18 protein-coding genes are annotated in these 15,627 nt (G+C 41.9%); 14 read left to right on the forward strand and 4 right to left on the reverse strand.

Annotation, left to right across the window (positions count from 1 at the left end):
• Window positions 1–36: 36 nt before the first annotated feature.
• Window positions 37–315, reverse strand: a complete 279-nt coding sequence (locus ACFOHL_RS16370) for a helix-turn-helix domain-containing protein (RefSeq protein ID WP_376921313.1) — start codon at window positions 313–315, stop codon at window positions 37–39.
• Window positions 316–323: 8 nt separating this feature from the next.
• Window positions 324–998 (reverse strand): DJ-1/PfpI family protein, encoded by a 675-nt coding sequence (locus ACFOHL_RS16375; RefSeq protein ID WP_376921314.1) that lies wholly within the window; start codon window positions 996–998, stop codon window positions 324–326.
• Between ACFOHL_RS16375 and ACFOHL_RS16380 the strand changes: the two genes are divergently transcribed.
• Window positions 993–1,316 carry a rhodanese-like domain-containing protein gene (locus ACFOHL_RS16380; protein ID WP_376921315.1) on the forward strand — a complete coding sequence of 108 codons (324 nt, stop codon included), beginning with the start codon at window positions 993–995 and terminating at the stop codon, window positions 1,314–1,316. The genes ACFOHL_RS16375 and ACFOHL_RS16380 overlap by 6 nt on opposite strands.
• Before the next feature lie 53 nt (window positions 1,317–1,369).
• On the forward strand, window positions 1,370–1,807 hold the full coding sequence (locus tag ACFOHL_RS16385) for a DUF3291 domain-containing protein (RefSeq protein ID WP_376921316.1): 438 nt from the start codon (window positions 1,370–1,372) through the stop codon (window positions 1,805–1,807).
• An 86-nt stretch (window positions 1,808–1,893) separates the two neighbouring features.
• On the opposite strand, the gene ACFOHL_RS16390 is transcribed toward ACFOHL_RS16385, so the two are convergent.
• A complete protein-coding gene (locus tag ACFOHL_RS16390) occupies window positions 1,894–2,973 on the reverse strand; it encodes a hypothetical protein (RefSeq protein WP_376921317.1) in 1,080 nt (359 codons plus the stop codon).
• A 216-nt stretch (window positions 2,974–3,189) separates the two neighbouring features.
• On the opposite strand from ACFOHL_RS16390, the gene ACFOHL_RS16395 reads away from it, so the two are divergent.
• The 12 genes from ACFOHL_RS16395 to ACFOHL_RS16450 all read left to right on the forward strand — a co-directional run bounded on the left by ACFOHL_RS16395 (window position 3,190) and on the right by ACFOHL_RS16450 (window position 14,310).
• Window positions 3,190–3,804 (forward strand): helix-turn-helix domain-containing protein, encoded by a 615-nt coding sequence (locus tag ACFOHL_RS16395; RefSeq protein WP_376921318.1) that lies wholly within the window; start codon window positions 3,190–3,192, stop codon window positions 3,802–3,804.
• Window positions 3,805–3,807: 3 nt separating this feature from the next.
• Entirely contained in the window at window positions 3,808–4,497 is a 690-nt protein-coding gene (locus ACFOHL_RS16400) for an RES family NAD+ phosphorylase (protein WP_376921319.1), read from the forward strand.
• Between the two features lie 126 nt (window positions 4,498–4,623).
• The gene (locus tag ACFOHL_RS16405; protein WP_376921320.1) at window positions 4,624–5,163 is read left to right on the forward strand and encodes a CC0125/CC1285 family lipoprotein; all 540 of its coding nucleotides are present in this window, start codon (window positions 4,624–4,626) and stop codon (window positions 5,161–5,163) included.
• A 66-nt stretch (window positions 5,164–5,229) separates the two neighbouring features.
• The gene (rpoZ, locus tag ACFOHL_RS16410; protein ID WP_376921321.1) at window positions 5,230–5,502 is read left to right on the forward strand and encodes a DNA-directed RNA polymerase subunit omega; all 273 of its coding nucleotides are present in this window, start codon (window positions 5,230–5,232) and stop codon (window positions 5,500–5,502) included.
• A 178-nt stretch (window positions 5,503–5,680) separates the two neighbouring features.
• A complete protein-coding gene (gene spoT / locus ACFOHL_RS16415; RefSeq protein WP_376921322.1) occupies window positions 5,681–7,798 on the forward strand; it encodes a bifunctional GTP diphosphokinase/guanosine-3',5'-bis pyrophosphate 3'-pyrophosphohydrolase in 2,118 nt (705 codons plus the stop codon).
• A 44-nt stretch (window positions 7,799–7,842) separates the two neighbouring features.
• Window positions 7,843–8,229: a RidA family protein gene (locus tag ACFOHL_RS16420; protein ID WP_376921323.1), complete on the forward strand. Its 387-nt coding sequence runs from the start codon at window positions 7,843–7,845 to the stop codon at window positions 8,227–8,229.
• A 27-nt stretch (window positions 8,230–8,256) separates the two neighbouring features.
• Complete coding sequence (trmH, locus tag ACFOHL_RS16425) at window positions 8,257–8,934, forward strand: tRNA (guanosine(18)-2'-O)-methyltransferase TrmH (protein WP_376921381.1); 678 nt, start codon at window positions 8,257–8,259, stop codon at window positions 8,932–8,934.
• Window positions 8,935–9,109: 175 nt separating this feature from the next.
• Window positions 9,110–9,742, forward strand: coding sequence for a peroxiredoxin-like family protein (locus ACFOHL_RS16430; RefSeq protein WP_376921324.1), 633 nt, complete (start codon window positions 9,110–9,112; stop codon window positions 9,740–9,742).
• Between the two features lie 139 nt (window positions 9,743–9,881).
• Window positions 9,882–10,409 carry a hypothetical protein gene (locus tag ACFOHL_RS16435; protein ID WP_376921325.1) on the forward strand — a complete coding sequence of 176 codons (528 nt, stop codon included), beginning with the start codon at window positions 9,882–9,884 and terminating at the stop codon, window positions 10,407–10,409.
• Between the two features lie 127 nt (window positions 10,410–10,536).
• Window positions 10,537–13,008, forward strand: a complete 2,472-nt coding sequence (locus ACFOHL_RS16440) for a patatin-like phospholipase family protein (protein WP_376921326.1) — start codon at window positions 10,537–10,539, stop codon at window positions 13,006–13,008.
• 43 nt (window positions 13,009–13,051) lie between these two features.
• Complete coding sequence (locus ACFOHL_RS16445) at window positions 13,052–13,591, forward strand: hypothetical protein (RefSeq protein WP_376921327.1); 540 nt, start codon at window positions 13,052–13,054, stop codon at window positions 13,589–13,591.
• Between the two features lie 20 nt (window positions 13,592–13,611).
• Window positions 13,612–14,310 carry a M15 family metallopeptidase gene (locus ACFOHL_RS16450; RefSeq protein ID WP_376921328.1) on the forward strand — a complete coding sequence of 233 codons (699 nt, stop codon included), beginning with the start codon at window positions 13,612–13,614 and terminating at the stop codon, window positions 14,308–14,310.
• A gap of 71 nt (window positions 14,311–14,381) precedes the next feature.
• Here the strand turns inward: ACFOHL_RS16450 and ACFOHL_RS16455 are convergent, their stop codons facing one another.
• On the reverse strand, window positions 14,382–15,578 hold the full coding sequence (locus ACFOHL_RS16455) for a glycosyltransferase family 61 protein (RefSeq protein WP_376921329.1): 1,197 nt from the start codon (window positions 15,576–15,578) through the stop codon (window positions 14,382–14,384).
• Window positions 15,579–15,627: the final 49 nt, after the last annotated feature.

Below are 15,627 nucleotides of genomic sequence, written 5' to 3' on the forward strand. Positions count from 1 at the left end.
GACAGTTTGTTTTACTTGGAATATATCCAGATCCTACTACTCTGCAAACTGTTTTCGATAATGTGATGGCGATACATTTAACTGACGTCGAAAGTGATGACGCAAGCTTTCTTCTGTACCTAAGCCGCAAAGCTTTGCAATGGCTTTACTTGGCAAGTCCGTGGTTTCGAGTAATTCGCTGGCGCGTTTGATTCTGACGCCAATCAGCCATTTCGCTGGGCTTGTCGCAAATTGTGCCTTAAATTGCCGTAAAAAATTTCGTTCACTCATGTTTACCAGCGCCGCCATGTCTTCAACACTGTAGTGTTGAGCCAAGTTGTTTTCTAGTTCAGATAACAGTGCGGAAAGTTGAGTGTTATTGGTATGCTTAGGAATAGGTTGTTGGATAAACTGTGCTTGCCCCCTTCTCTGTAAGGAGGAATAACTAGACGTCGAGCATAAGCATTAGCAACATGTTGACCGTAGTCTTTTTTTACTATGTGCAAACACATGTCTAGCCCCGCTGCACTGCCGGCAGAAGTCAAAATTTGACCGTTGTCGGTGTAAAGTACATTTTCATTAAAACAAATATCGGGGAATTTAGTCTTCGCTATTTCGGTATAACGCCAATGCGTGGTAGCTACTTGGTCTTTTAACAATCCACAATAGGCAAGGAGATTAACACCCGAACATATTGACGCGATTCTAGTACCGTTTTCATATGCTTGCAGCAAATGATTTCGCAATGTTTCACTTGGTTGTATGTCTGCCCCTTGCCACCCCAGTATAACTATTAAATCAGCACTACTAAGCTTATCAAGACCTTCAGCGGTGTTGAGCGCGAGACCTTGCACCGGCAAACTTATGTTATGACTACGCTCTACCGCACATACAGACGTTGTGTAATGTTGTTCTGAAAATTCTGGACGATGCTGAGCAAACACCTCTAGCGCGCAACTAAACTCAAAAAGGCATAAATTGGGATAGGCCAATATGGCAACTTTTTTTGGCTGATGCATGCGGCATTAAAACAACCTGATCCTAGCTTTGTCGTATTGGATGTGCGCTCAGAAGATATGTATGCTAAACGTCATATTCCTGGTGCAATATCATTGCCTCACGGTAAAATCGTGGCCGGTAAAATGAAAGCGTGGCCTGAGGATACCTTGTTTGTTGTCTACTGCGCAGGCCCTCATTGCAATGGCGCAAACAAAGCGGCTATTCGATTAGCTAAGCTCAAACGGCCAGTAAAAGAATTAATTGGAGGCATAACCGGCTGGGCAGATGAAGGTTTTGCATTTGCCACTGGTGTCGAACCAAGTGTCGTTAAGGATTAGATTGTCGTGAAGAGGACATTCATATCAATCAAGCTAAAAAATTAGGGGACGCCATGCACCTTGCGCAACTTAACATTGCAAAAGTTAGATTTAATTTAGACTCGCCTGAAATGGCCGGCTTTGTGGATAACATAGCACCAATCAATGCCATTGCCGAAAGTAGCCCTGGTTTCATCTGGCGATTGAAGGATGAGGACGGGGATGCAACAGGATTTAACGTTGAAGGTCAGCCTGATATTATTGTGAACATGTCAGTTTGGGAAAATGTGACTTCTCTGAAGAACTTTATGTTTAAAACCCATCACGTTGACTTTTTAAAACACAAGAAAGAGTGGTTTATCCCGATTGACGACGCATCTTATGTAATGTGGTGGATCCCAAAGGGGCATATACCTAGCCTTGAAGAGGCGTTTGATAAGCTAAACTGGCTCCGACAACACGGCGAATCTGATTTGGCATTTAGTTTTAAGCGGAAAAGTGTTGCTGAGTAGTTGTGGAGTCATACACAAAACTATTGTGCACTTGACACAAGGTAAAGTGGTTTGTAACTGACGGCTAATACTTTATCAGTCACGTCCTATTGGATTATGCCCTCGAATGATCTCATCATAAGATTGTATATGGTGACTTTTATCTCGCTCACATTGTTGCCCTCCATTTCATGAACTCTAGCATTACATAAAATATTGGTAGTGGCGCTCCCGAAAGTGATTGAATGAGAGTGCTTTATTGATGCCATCAACTTAATTGACGCAAGACTGACAACACTAAAATAATCACTTTCAATTTGCTGTTTTTTTAACTGCCAACCATTTCTGTGTATTTCATCGATATTGTGAATAGTATTCTCGTCGGTAGTAAAATGCCCTGTGACCAAAAACGAACGCTCTGAGGACTTGAGAGTCTTATGCAACTTGTCCATCACATTTCTGATGTTGACGTTAGTGATGATATTTCGCGAGTCTGAGTCATCAATTAAGATCTGTGCTTCTTGAGTAACTTCTAGACAAAGGCTAAGCTGTTTTAGTTGCGGTTCTTCTTCTACTTTCCTTGCTACTTCAACGCCCATATCGATGGCGGGTACAGATATAAAGTATGAGCTCAATTTGGGATCGACTCGCTTCATAACGGTTTTCATAATACTATTGTCAATGCCTGCGAAGTAAGCAAAAGCAGAAAATAAAGCAGAAAATATGTATTGAATCACGTTACTTTTTTTCTTTGTATCTCGTTGTGGGTAATCAACGAAAAACAGCTCGCTTCTTATCCAAATAGATCTAAAAATATCTTGCGCTCTATACAAAAATTCATGCTCTTTTGTATTAGGCCGAGTTACCATCAGTATGATTAATTCATCTATTTTTGCTTTTATTTTTGTCTTTTCATAGTCAGTCAATTCCGCTTCAAGGTTGTAAAGCAAATGGTTAATTTCTGCAGCGATTAAGGAGCAATTGGCACTTCGGCTAGCCGGAATGTGTTCGGATTTAGGTAGGTGTCTTAGCCTGACACCAGTGACTTTGTTTAAACGAGCTAGACATGTTTTTACATGGAGTCGTTTGGGTATATGCATCGCTGAGGCAAAAACCTTAGCAAGTTTTATTGAGCAATCCTTTATGTGTTTATGGCGTCCGTGTTCAAAAGTTTTATATTTTTTCATCATGGTTACCACTTGTACATTAAATGTTTAATAAATGTACATTCAAATCTTTAAACTGTCAATTTGACATTTATTCTTAATAAATAGCCAAAATAAATATCATAATGTATACTTATTTTGTTTTTGTAGTATCAAGTTGTATATTCTTTACCGATAAAGAAAGAACACAATGCCACTTTTCACTGGTGTAACATGAGTTATGAGGATAAATTTATAATGGAAACTGCGTCCGATGTGTCTGAAAATCAAGGCTTTCAGCGACCTCTAAACAACATTTCTAAAGCGCGCACAGACTTTATAAGTGAAGTATTACATAGAGGTGTAGAGTCTTTTGTTGAACAACTAGAAAATGCGCCTGATGAAGACATCATGAAGATATTTGACTCACTTAGCCAAAGTGAGTCGGAAGCTGTTGTACTTAAGCGTTTTGCAAAAGAGACCTACCATATAGCTTCTCAGTTACCAACATTCGCGCTAAGTGAGGCTCCATCCAAGCCTAAAAAAATCATATACGGTGAGTACTACACTACCGGAGAAGTGGCACAAATGCTTAATGTTCAAATTAATACAGTTAAACGCCATGTTGCTGACAATAAATTGATTGGATACAAAGTCGGCAATCGTACGAAGTTACCTACTTGGCAGTTTGATGGTAATACAGTCGTTTCGGGTATAGATACTGCTATTAGAGAAATAGGTGCAAATGGTGTAAAAGCCGTGAGAAAAATGACCTTACCGCTAACCGACTTTGAAGGAAAAACAGTTATTGAAAAGCTGTTTGAAAATGATATTGATACCGCGCTTTTGATGATTGAATCTATTAAGGAATAGCCTGTGCGTTGGCCAAACATTTACCGGTCACCAAAGTTCGTTTTAGATAGTCGGTCGAATGAATTATTGTTCCGAGGCCAAAAATATGCAAAGGATTGCGATGAGAATAACACGGATCCTACTGTAACACGCAGTCCTGTGTATTTTTCATATAACCCCAAGAAGAACCGTTTTACGCCAGTAAGCGAATACAATAAAACATACTATTGTTCGATGTCTGCTTTGGGCGCAATCTTGGAAACACTCGTTGAATTTCGGGCGATGGATATAAGTCATATACACACACTTGAATATGCCAGCGATGAATTAGCACAGTACGAATTAATATGTTTTAAATTACCGCCTAAGCCCCAGACAAAATTTACCTTGTTGGATCTCACAGCGGAAGGTTGTTTAACCTCACTAAGAGAAAAGCAAGATACCCCGATACTCAATTCTATGGATATGCAAATGTCGAGTTACTTTGCTGATGAGGCGTTACAGGTCGGCTTTGCAGGTATTCGATATTCAACGCGGCAAAGTGCAAAGCAAGCGCTTGTCCTTTTCGAACAAACAAAATTAGGGTTTGAAAGAGCGTTGGTTGAAAGTCGAATGAGTTTTTTAACCTACTTCAAGCAAAATCCACAAGATATGCAACTTCTGAATATTTCAATCATTGATGAAAAACCGATTGATCACAATGACCAATCGTAAATGCTTAAAATTTGCGCGCCAATGATTTATTGACTATAAATAGGAGACGCTGAAGAGGTAATAATTTTTAAACATAGGTTTAAAGTAGCATTGTTACCGAATTAGAACACTGTTGAAGGAGTAACCATGATTAGCAAGCAAAGTAAACGATTCTGTTTAACTACGTTATGTTCATTGACGCTCTTACTCGGTTTAACCGCCTGCCAAACGGGCTATCGAGCGAAAAGCATTTTGGATGGCTTAGGCTACGAAGAGCAGCAGCTAGCAACAAATGTTTATGGCTTGTCTTACCGAGTGAATGCGACCACATCCAACGACACGGCTATAGATTTGTGGCATATGCGAGCAGCTGAACTATGCGGCCACGAGGAATATTTTGCTGATGTCAAAATGGCGAAATCAAAAAGACTAAAAAAACGCTACCTGCATAAAGCTCGCGATGATTATGATCCGTATATTCGCGATTTTTACAAAACACAAGAAGTGAGTTCGTACGATTATAACCAAGCAACTCAGCAAGAGCATATTACTTACCGCCATGTTGACAATTACCCTTGGAAAAATGTCAAACAAACGTCAAAAAATTCAAGTCATGTGGGTGTAAAATTCCCTGTGGCAAGGGGCAAAGTCTATTGTGATGGTCAGCCCTTACACGAAACACTATGATTTGAACAACTAATACAGTATACTTCGCGACCATTTTGATTAACCCACGCAAAAATCGGAGCATTTATGGCACGTGTAACAGTTGAAGATGCGGTAGAAAAAATCGGTAACAGATTCGATTTAGTATTGGTGGCAGCACGTCGTGCTCGTCAAATCGCAACAGAAGGTAAAGATCCATTGGTTGAAATGGGTAACGACAAGCCTACAGTGACTGCCTTGCGTGAAATCGAAGATGGTTTGGTAACAGCCGAAACCGTTGAAGCAACCGACTTACAAGATCAACGTGAGCAAGAAGCGGCAGAATTTGCCTCTGTAGCGAGCATTTTAGCGAATAGTTAATTGCAAGCTTGGTGTTAGTTTACGAAACTGACACACAACAAATTCATCTCTTGCGTCTAAAAATTAAGCATTAGTGAAATATTTTTTACAAACGCCGAATTTATTCGGCGTTTTTACGTTTTCAAGCGATAAAAATAAACGTATTCTTACGCTTATGTATTAATCACAAGTTTTAGCTGTGTATCTATTTGAAGGTCTAAAAGCCAAAGTTTCAGAATATCTTCCTGACGAGCAGGTGGAGCAAGTTCAGGCTGCATATGTGCTTGCACGCGATGCACATGAGGGACAGACGCGCTCCAGTGGTGATCCATATATTACTCATCCCGTTGCAGTAACCGGTATTCTCGCTGAAATGCGGATGGATTATGAGACTTTAATGGCGGCTTTGCTCCACGATGTAATTGAAGATACTGACTATAGCAAAGAAGATCTGGCACTCGCTTTTAATGATACGGTGGCTGAATTAGTAGAAGGTGTCAGTAAACTCGACAAACTCAAGTTTCAAAGCAAGCAAGAAGCCCAAGCTGAAAATTTTCGTAAAATGCTAATGGCTATGGTGCAAGATATTCGCGTCATGCTGATCAAACTTGCCGATAGAACGCACAATATGCGTACGCTGGGGTCTCTAAGACCAGAAAAGCGTCGACGCATTGCCTTAGAAACCCTAGAGATCTATGCCCCATTGGCTCATCGCCTAGGCATACACGATATCAAAAATGAACTAGAAGACCTTGGTTTTCAAGCGATGTATCCCATGCGCCACAGAGCCTTGCGCTCCGCGGTTTCGCAAGCAAGGGGCAATCGCAAGGAAGTGATTGAAAAAACACGCCTTGATTTAGCCACAAAGTTAGGTGAATACGATATCAGTGGTCGCGTCGTCGGCCGTGAAAAACATTTGTATTCTATTTATCGGAAAATGCGCAGCAAAGAGCTGTCGTTTAACGAAGTAATGGATATTTATGGTTTTCGCATCATTGTTGACAACGAGTCGATAGACAATTGTTACCGTGTTTTGGGTGCCATACATGGTATGTATAAACCGATTGAAAACCGGTTTAAGGACTACATTGCGATTCCGCGAAGTAATGGGTATCAATCACTGCATACTTCACTGAAAGGTCCGCATGGTATCCCTGTAGAAGTGCAGATCCGCACTGATGAAATGGATCAAATGGCAGACAAGGGGGTCGCTGCACATTGGTTGTATAAAAAGAGCAATGATAAAAGCAACACGGCTCAGCTACGCGCCAACCAATGGATGCAATCATTGGTCGAATTACAACAACATGCGAGTACCTCTTTCGAATTTATTGAAAGCGTGAAATCAGATTTGTTTCCAGACGAAATCTACGTGTTCTCGCCAAAAGGCAAAATAATCGAGTTGCCAATTGGTGCGACAGCCGTGGACTTTGCATATGCGGTGCACTCGGACATTGGCAATACCTGCGTTGGTGCTAGAGTGGAGCACAAAAACTACCCCTTGAGTAAACCACTGGAGAGTGGGCAGAGCGTAGAAATCATTACCTCGCCGCGTGCTAAGCCCAATGCAAACTGGCTCAACTTTGTAGTGAGCGCTCGCGCACGTTCGAATATACGGCATTTTTTAAAGCGTCAGCAGTCCAAAGACGCTATCAATATGGGTAATCGTCTACTGCGCCATGCCTTGGGAACAATAAAGCTTGATGATATCCCACAAGCAGAAATAGACCGCGTGTTGGATGAAACCAAGTACGAAAGTTACGACGCGCTCCTTGCCAACATTGGTATGGGCAATGAACTCAGTGCGATGATCGCGCGTCGTTTGATTGGCGAAAAAAACGAAATACCAACCAAAAAAGGGAATGTCGCCATCAAAGGAACAGAAGGCTTAATGGTGCATTTTTCTCGCTGCTGTCATCCCATTCCAGATGATGAAATTGTCGCGATTTTGAGTCCAGGGCGCGGCGTAGTGATTCACCAAACGGGTTGTCCAAATATTCGTAAATTGAGCAAAGAAGAGCCACAAAGAGTATTACCGATGCAGTGGGATGACAAACCGCAAGGTGACTTTAAAGCGAGTGTGCGCGTAGAACTAATTAACCGTCAGGGGACTTTAGCGGCGTTAACTGCTGCCATTGCAAGTAGCGACTCGAGTATTGTGAATTTACAAACCGACGATCGCGAAGACTACAACTACATGGTCGATATTGAATTGACCACAAAGAATAGAGTGCATCTTGCCAGTATTATGCGTAAAATCCGCAGCCTGCCTGATTTACAGCATATTTCAAGGCACAGCCAAAACAAACAACACTAAGCAGTTTTTATTGCTGCACACTCGACGCTAACGAGGATTTCACCATGTCAAAGTCTATCATTCAAACCAACAATGCGCCCGCTGCCATTGGTACTTATAGCCAAGCAGTAAAAGCCGGTAATACGGTATATTTGTCAGGTCAAATACCCTTAGTGCCTGAAACAATGACCTTAGTGTCAGAAGATTTTGAAGCACAAGCCGTACAGGTATTTGAAAACATTAAAGCAGTTGTAGAAGCAGCAAATGGCGAAATGAAAAACCTTGTTAAGGTGAATATCTATTTAATTGACCTTGCTAATTTTGCTACCGTGAACGAGGTCATGTCTCGCTATTTTGAACAACCTTATCCAGCACGAGCGGCAGTGCAAGTAAGTGCACTTCCTAAAGATGCGCAAATCGAAATAGAAGCTGTCATGGTATTACCTGAGTAATATCGGAGTATTCGTTTGCAACAGTGCATGTCACCCGAGCGCTATGCTCGAATTCAGCAGGTTCTGTCCCAGCGTCAACACGATTTGACGCTGTTGATGGAAGAAGTCCATAAGCCTCACAATGTCTCGGCGATTATACGTACTGCTGATGCCGTGGGGATTCATCAGGTGCATGCGGTGTGGGCTGAAAATCCTGCCTTGCGTAAAGGCACGGCCTTGGGCAGCCAAATTTGGGTTAAAAACAAACACCATTCCAACACGGCTGTCGCGGTGGCATATTTAAAAAATCAAGGCATGCAAGTCTTGGTCACCCACTTAGACGATTCTTCTATCGATTTCAGAGAAGTGGACTATACCAAACCAACAGCCATCATTATGGGCCAGGAAAAAAGTGGCGCGACGGCTGAAGCGGTAGCTTTGGCAGATCAATCTATTGTTGTGCCAATGGTAGGCATGGTGCAATCGTTGAATGTATCAGTTGCAGCCGCCACTGTCTTGTATGAGGCGCAGCGCCAGCGATCAGAAGCGGGAATGTACGGCGAAAGCCAGATCCCCGATGACGAAAAAAACGCTATTTTGTTTGAGGGTGGCTTTCCAGTGCTTTATCAAGAATGTCAGCGCAGATCACTTCCTATTCCACGTATTGATAACAATGGGTGTATAGATGCACCGGCATCTTGGTGGCAGGCTTTGCAGTACAGCTAATACAGCTATGAGCACAGCAAATTTGTTTTTTCTGACGAAATATTTGTATTTTGCAAACGGTCTATTATGCGGGTAAATTTGTACAACATAATATGCTTAGTGGACAAAGTGAAAGAATGAAGGGGCACCGCTCATTGTTTCCACTTTTACTTTTTCGATAACTCTGGATAAAAATATGCTTAATTCAATAAAACTTATGCTCACCAGCACATTGCTTCTGTTTGCTTTTTCGAGTATTGCATTAGACAGAACCCAAATTGCTGAGAATGCAGAGGATGTAACACCTTTGCTTAACGGTATGGCTGTGCCAAATGTGATGGTGAAAACTTCTGAGGGCGACCCAGTGAGTTTAAAAGCAATGCTATTGCAAAAACCCAGTGTTATTGTTTTCTATCGTGGTGGATGGTGTCCATATTGCTCTCGACAATTGGCTGAGCTCAAGAATATAGAACAAGCGCTGACCGAAGCAGGTTATCAAATATTGGCGATTTCACCTGAAACACCAGAAAAACTGCAGAGCCAAAAGTTAGAAACGGAATTTGCTGCTCAACTGCTATCGGATGCAGATTTAAATGCGATTAAGGGCTTTGGTATTGGTTTTTACGTGCCTGATGATACCCGCAAGTTGTACAAAGACAGAATGAATGTCGAACTCACGCCTGACACTACGGATCGGGCTGTTTTGCCAGCGCCCGCTATTTTTATTACGGATACCCTCGGTAATATCAAGTTTAGCTATGTTAATCCAAATTTTAAGGTGCGCCCGTCTGCGGAATTAGTACTCAGTGCGGCAACATTGCTCAAATAATTGATATAGATAAATCATTTAAAAATCAATTATATAAATAATTAGGGTATGTATTCACATACTCTTTTTTTATTGTCATATCTTAAAACTTAGACAGATCCCGTAAAGTTCATACATCGACGTTTTTGGGGTGTTGTGTATGAAAAAGTGTTTATCTATCTTTCTAGCCCTTAGTTTAGCTGGATTATTGTCTGGTGCCGCGTTTGCTAACGGAAACACAGAGCGTAAAACAAGGATTAGTCCTCCTAAGCTATTTGGCCCAACAAGCTTATTTACCGATGCCGAAAGCCACACCATTTCTCTGGACGAAAATCGTTTTTTTAGTGTTCAAGCTCCCACTGTCGAGAAAGATCTACCAGTGAGTAAAGCTGATCGTTTGCTCAATGCCTTGCTCAAAGACTTGCCCAATGACCTACCCCTTGGGGATCGATACAAATGGCAACACATTTCAACTTCTCCAGGTTTGATCAGCGCATATCAGTCGACGTTTAGAATGGGCTACAGTCAACGTTTTAAAGGGACACGTAATGCATTTTACAGCTTAGGCCTTGTTTGGCTGCGCCCCTCAGATACCAGTATATCTTGGAATGCCGCCTCGCTATCGAGTAATACCGCCAATACCGGCTCGTCAAAGTTTCTAAGCTTTTCTTTCCAATCAAACTTCTAATACTTGTCAAAGCTTGTAAATCGGGACTACACTAACCATCTGTGTAGGGCATGTTACTCATAGCTTGAGTCTGTTGTCTGCCTTTTTAACTTGCCTAAATGGCGTAAAATCGGCTTAAGGACAGCAGATGACAATCCTCAAACTCGGCTTTGCTATGGGCGGCGGTGTATCACTTGGTACTTTTAATGCCGGTGCCCTATCCCAAACTATCAAATTGGCCATTCTCTACGGTCGCGATGACCAAGGTCAAGCATACGAAAAAGTAGAAATTGACGTCTTTTCAGGCGCAAGTGCGGGTGCCATTTCTTTGGCTTTGATGCTCAGGGCGCTGGCTGCACAAACCGACGAGCAGATTACTGATGCCAAGATTTCGCTGACAGAAGAATTTGGTGATGATTTTACTTCGCTTGATGAAGGAGGAAGTCGTCAACAGGCGCTAATCGCCTCACAAATAATGGCAGACATTCAGCGAAAAGTATGGGTAGAGGAAGTGTCCTTAGACAAACTGCTCGCCCCTATCTCTGAGGATATTAATCATCCGCAGTCACTCAAGTATTCCGCTGGCTTGCTAAACAGAGGCGCCTTAGAAAATATAGCCAAGCATATTTTAGATGGTTCACCAGCTATTAGTGCGGAGCAGAAGTTACTCGCAGACAGAGTATTGTTTGCTAGCTCGTTGGCTAATTTAACCCCTATTTTAAAAGACGCGCGAAAAGAATTTGCCGTTGGTCAGGGAGGGCACTACGCACTTGCTGATGGCATGACCTCTTACACGCACAGAGAAACACGCGTGTTTGATTTATATTTTGGTAAAAAAACGCGTGACGATTACCTAAAAGACAAGACGCGCTTCCCTTCTCGTTGGACACGCTATCACCTAGCCTCATCGGCTAGAGGTGTCGTAGATGATATGCGCGAGAACAAAGATTTATGGTATAAAATTATTTCAACTGCTATGGCTTCAGGGGCGTTCCCTATGGCGTTTGAACCTGTGGTATTGGAACGTTACAAGTATGAATTTGGAGCTAATTGGCCGGAAGAATTAACTGAAAAAAACGCTCATAATTTCAGCTATATTGATGGTGGCGTTTTTAACAATGAGCCGATTCGCGACGCATTTAAGCTAGCCTCGTTCATTGACGCTTATGACGAACGAGAGAACACCCAACGTTGTATAGTATTTGTTGATCCTGCTGTCACACCACTTACCACTAATTTTAAAGTGCCTGTGCACACGCGTTTCAAGCTTTCGACGCCATTGTTGGGAGACAACGTTTTTGGTGACTTTGATGGTGTTGATCTCGAAGCTAAGACCTCTCTTGATCGCTTAGTCGGGCATATTCAAAGCATTGTGGGTGCAGTGTTTATGCAGTCTCGTGCATTAGAAGGTGACAAAATATTTGCGGTTCGAAAACAAATGCAGCTGCGCAATAGTATGCGCGATAATTTTTACAAACAAAGTGACACTATCCTCAAACAGGGCTTGGATTCTCCCAGTTTGTTGCAGGGTATCTATCAACAACTCTCACTGATAATGAGCGCTGATAGAGACAATGTTCTATTGCCGTCTGGTGCATTGAGTGTTGCAGCCGAAGCAAGGCGTATATACCGTGAAATTGCAGCAAACTACAAAAAGCACGCCGTGCTGGAGATTGATTACATTGAAATTGATAGCGAACTAGAAAAAATACGCCAAGGTAAGGATCCAATACCAGCTGTATTTAGTTGGTATGTGTTACTCAATTTTATTCAAATAGATCAGAGCATGCAACTAGGTGGAAAATCTGAAAACAACCGCTTTATCGCCATTGCCCCATTTGAAAATCCAAGTGCCGATACCTATGACGCTGCCAAACCCATTACACTGCCAGGTGATAAATTCATGGCTTTTGGTGGTTTTATGTATCAGCGAACACGCGAAGTAGACATGGGAGCAGGTGAATTTTGCGCCGCCCAAGCTTTGCTAGCCGCGGGGTTCATTCAACAAGATTTTACACCCTCACCTTTGCGCTTATTGGATGACGCAGAAACGCAAGAATATGAGCGCTTAATTGACCGAAGCATCAAAGCAATAACAGCTCGTGTGCTCAGTATGCTCAAGCAGAGCAATGTGCCTGTGCTTTCAAGCATACCTACAGGCCTGATAAAGTTTGCGATTAACAGGTTTGGGAAGGGAACACCGGTTGCTAAACAATTTGAATTGCGAATTAAATTGCCGAAGAGTTTGAGTCATCTGGAGTTAGACGGACGTGGAAAGGTGCCGGGCATAGGCGACAATGATATTAAGCCGGTTAAATTAAACGGCAACTTTTATCTAATTACCTTCGTAGACTACGATAAGAAGACCAAACGTTGGTCAGGAGAGCATGTGTCAGGTAGTCAGAGTATTAATATTGATCAGAACGGATTTATCGATCGCCATTACACCTCGATAAACTTGCCTGAACCGACGCAAATCAGCGTTTATGCTCAATACGGTTACGCAGTCTTTGAAACGACACTGAAAAAAGTAACGAGTGGTCAATCACAAACGCTGGAGTGGCACGTCAGTCAGCAACTTGTGCCGATGCACGAGTATTTACAAACGTTAAAAGCATAACAAAGACAAGATCACTCTGTGGTCACGCAACAAGGAGAAGAGTATGAGTTGGTTTAGCAAATTGTTTAGTTCAGTCGGTGTTGATTTAACCGCGACCGTGGGTAAAGTCGTCGATGAATTGGTCAGCAGCGATGAAGAAATGGCGCTCACTGAAATTCAAAAGATGAAAATTAAAAAAGCTTATGAGGTTGAGCTTAAACAAATTATGTCGGAAATGGACAGACGCCAAAAAGAGCATGAAGAAAGCTTAGAGGCGACGCTCACTGAGCGGCTCAAGCTTGACATGAAATCTGACTCTTGGTTGTCAAAAAACATCCGGCCGATGGCTTTAATTTTTTTAACGGTAGTTGTGTCGTTGCTGGCGGCTTTTTCGATGTTTGGTTTGAGTGATATCAGCGAAAATCAACGACAGATTATCAGTGATTGGACTGATTTCTTTGGGACGATCATGATGGTGGTATACGGATTTTACTTTGGTTCGCGTGGTTTGGAGAAAATCCAGAAAATTCGTTCATCTGGACAAACAGAGCAAACTAAAGCGCGAGGAAGTACAGCTGGCGCAGATCTAGAGCCTCGTGGTTAGCCAAATGAGGGAGCAAAACCATGCAAAAAGGACGAGTTAAATCGGTATCAGGCTTAAACTTACGCGACAAACCCAATGGGAGTCGAGTGGATGTCTTGGGTCATCGGGAAGAATTTACGATTGTCGACGAAGTTACGTTTTACCGAGTAAAAACAAGCACTGGCAAGATTGGCTATGTACATGGTGACTTTATCGAGAAAACACCTAGTGCAGAGTTATTACCCGCTGCACAACCCATTCTTGAAAATACCAGTTTTAAAGCGGTGACCTATAGCCACCCTTTGTTTTTGGGTGAAAAAGTGACGGTAGATGAAGATTTTACTTTTGAATTGAACAGGTTGGGGGATTTTGCCGATAGTTGTGAGTTAAAAATTTGGGTAACCTCTTCGCTACGCTTGATCAATCAGCAGGTAAGAGGCGCAATTGTGACGCCAGCGTCGAAAAGTTGCCACCACATCGGTCATGCCATTGATATGAATTTAATTCATCAGGGAAATTTCTATAACTCTAAAAAACTACGAAAGAGCAATCATGCTAATTTACCCGACGCCATTGTGTCTTTTTTTAATCTAATTCGACAAGACGAAGTGTTGCGGTGGGGTGGTGATTTCAGAGATGAAGATCCCGTTCACATCGACGACAACTTTTATCGGCGAAAAACACTTTATTACAAAGCAAAATTGCAAGATCGTGTTGAACAACTAAATGGACAAGTTTAGCGGCACATTACTCTATTGAGCTTGTGTCTTTTGCTAGTTTCGACAAATCCAATTTAGGCTACCGGAACATTTTATAACTTATCTATCGGAATTCTTGTAGCCTGAACTCTTTGCTGATAGGTCGGCAAAATTGATTTTGCTTGGTGCTCAATGCCTAAACGCTTCGCTACAATTGCAAATGCGTCAGTTCCGAGGCTTGTGTGAAAAAACTCTGTAATTTTTCCTCCTTTTGCCATTGTAATCATACTTGCCTGAGCTGCTCCATGAGGGGCAATAACTTCTTCGGCTGAGTTAAAAACTGAGAACTGTTCCTGAGGCGTTAGTTTACCGAGAACCACTTTAGTAAATCCTCGGTGACCTAGAACTCCCATCACTTTTTCTTCATTTACTACCATTCTAAGCTTTGCATCTGCTCTGGATATGTAAACTTTCTCGTATTTCTTTAGAGGCTTCGAAACATCTGTAAGTTTGTGTCGAATATACTCGAACAACTCGGGCTGAAGCAGTTTCATTGGGTGTGCGAAACCATCTGAGTGGTCATTTGTAATATCTGTACTAACGAACAACTGTTGGCAATAAATTGCTTGTGTTTGAGTCACTTCTATAAATGGAATATTAAAAGTAGCTAACACAAAATAATGGTATTTATTCAAGCTACCTTTTAGCAAAATTAGGGTGCCGCACTTTTTAAAATTAAATAGCCTTAAAGACAGGTATCTACCAATAACATCATATAGAAAGTGAGTGATGTTTCCATTGCCAAATCTATCTGAACAAAAAACACCTGACTTAATGCTAAAGGATCGCTCACGTCTCAGATGGTCCTTTTTAAGCAAACACATTGATATGGGATCTACCATCTCTCTCTTGCTGACAGAAAGCCCAGTTGTACCCACTTGCACATTTACATTGTCAAAACGATAAAATTCACTAGATGGTCGAGTTAAGTGAATTTGACTTAAGTGATTTATTTCGGGAGTGACTTTAACCTCATCGAAAAACTCGTTCTTGGAGCTTGGAAATGCAGTTACCAGTTCATCAACTAAAGACGTAAACTTAGGCATACCTTTGAACTCATTCTTGTCTAACTTCCCGTACGTCCTCAGCGCAGCAACTCTAAATGACTGACCATTTGGTCTCTCAGATAAAAATGCAGAATACAAGGGTCTTAGTCTAGGTCTTTTTCTGAATGCTTTAACGCTAGGAATATCTATCTTTTCGGAGCTATTCCAAAGCTGTTTGAATTGATGTAGGCGGGTTTCTTCCATTGAGAGCTATTTCGTTGAAGTGTAGGTGGCTGATTTATTTGGCTTTTAG

Origin of the sequence: Agaribacter flavus (genome assembly GCF_042646125.1) — a bacterium.
GTDB classification, from domain to species: Bacteria; Pseudomonadota; Gammaproteobacteria; order Enterobacterales; family Alteromonadaceae; genus Glaciecola; species Glaciecola flavus.

Bases quoted from the DNA above. Each gene is read 5' to 3' on its own strand.
- ACFOHL_RS16375 (WP_376921314.1), bottom strand. From the start codon at position 998: ATGCATCAGCCAAAAAAAGTTGCCATATTGGCCTATCCCAATTTATGC.
- ACFOHL_RS16380 (WP_376921315.1), top strand. From the start codon at position 993: ATGCATGCGGCATTAAAACAACCTGATCCTAGCTTTGTCGTATTGGAT.
- ACFOHL_RS16385 (WP_376921316.1), top strand. From the start codon at position 1,370: ATGCACCTTGCGCAACTTAACATTGCAAAAGTTAGATTTAATTTAGAC.
- ACFOHL_RS16390 (WP_376921317.1), bottom strand. From the start codon at position 2,973: ATGAAAAAATATAAAACTTTTGAACACGGACGCCATAAACACATAAAG.
- ACFOHL_RS16455 (WP_376921329.1), bottom strand. From the start codon at position 15,578: ATGGAAGAAACCCGCCTACATCAATTCAAACAGCTTTGGAATAGCTCC.
- ACFOHL_RS16420 (WP_376921323.1), top strand. From the start codon at position 7,843: ATGTCAAAGTCTATCATTCAAACCAACAATGCGCCCGCTGCCATTGGT.
- ACFOHL_RS16435 (WP_376921325.1), top strand. From the start codon at position 9,882: ATGAAAAAGTGTTTATCTATCTTTCTAGCCCTTAGTTTAGCTGGATTA.
- ACFOHL_RS16395 (WP_376921318.1), top strand. From the start codon at position 3,190: ATGGAAACTGCGTCCGATGTGTCTGAAAATCAAGGCTTTCAGCGACCT.
- ACFOHL_RS16450 (WP_376921328.1), top strand. From the start codon at position 13,612: ATGCAAAAAGGACGAGTTAAATCGGTATCAGGCTTAAACTTACGCGAC.
- ACFOHL_RS16430 (WP_376921324.1), top strand. From the start codon at position 9,110: ATGCTTAATTCAATAAAACTTATGCTCACCAGCACATTGCTTCTGTTT.
- ACFOHL_RS16405 (WP_376921320.1), top strand. From the start codon at position 4,624: ATGATTAGCAAGCAAAGTAAACGATTCTGTTTAACTACGTTATGTTCA.
- ACFOHL_RS16445 (WP_376921327.1), top strand. From the start codon at position 13,052: ATGAGTTGGTTTAGCAAATTGTTTAGTTCAGTCGGTGTTGATTTAACC.
- ACFOHL_RS16440 (WP_376921326.1), top strand. From the start codon at position 10,537: ATGACAATCCTCAAACTCGGCTTTGCTATGGGCGGCGGTGTATCACTT.
- rpoZ (WP_376921321.1), top strand. From the start codon at position 5,230: ATGGCACGTGTAACAGTTGAAGATGCGGTAGAAAAAATCGGTAACAGA.
- trmH (WP_376921381.1), top strand. From the start codon at position 8,257: ATGTCACCCGAGCGCTATGCTCGAATTCAGCAGGTTCTGTCCCAGCGT.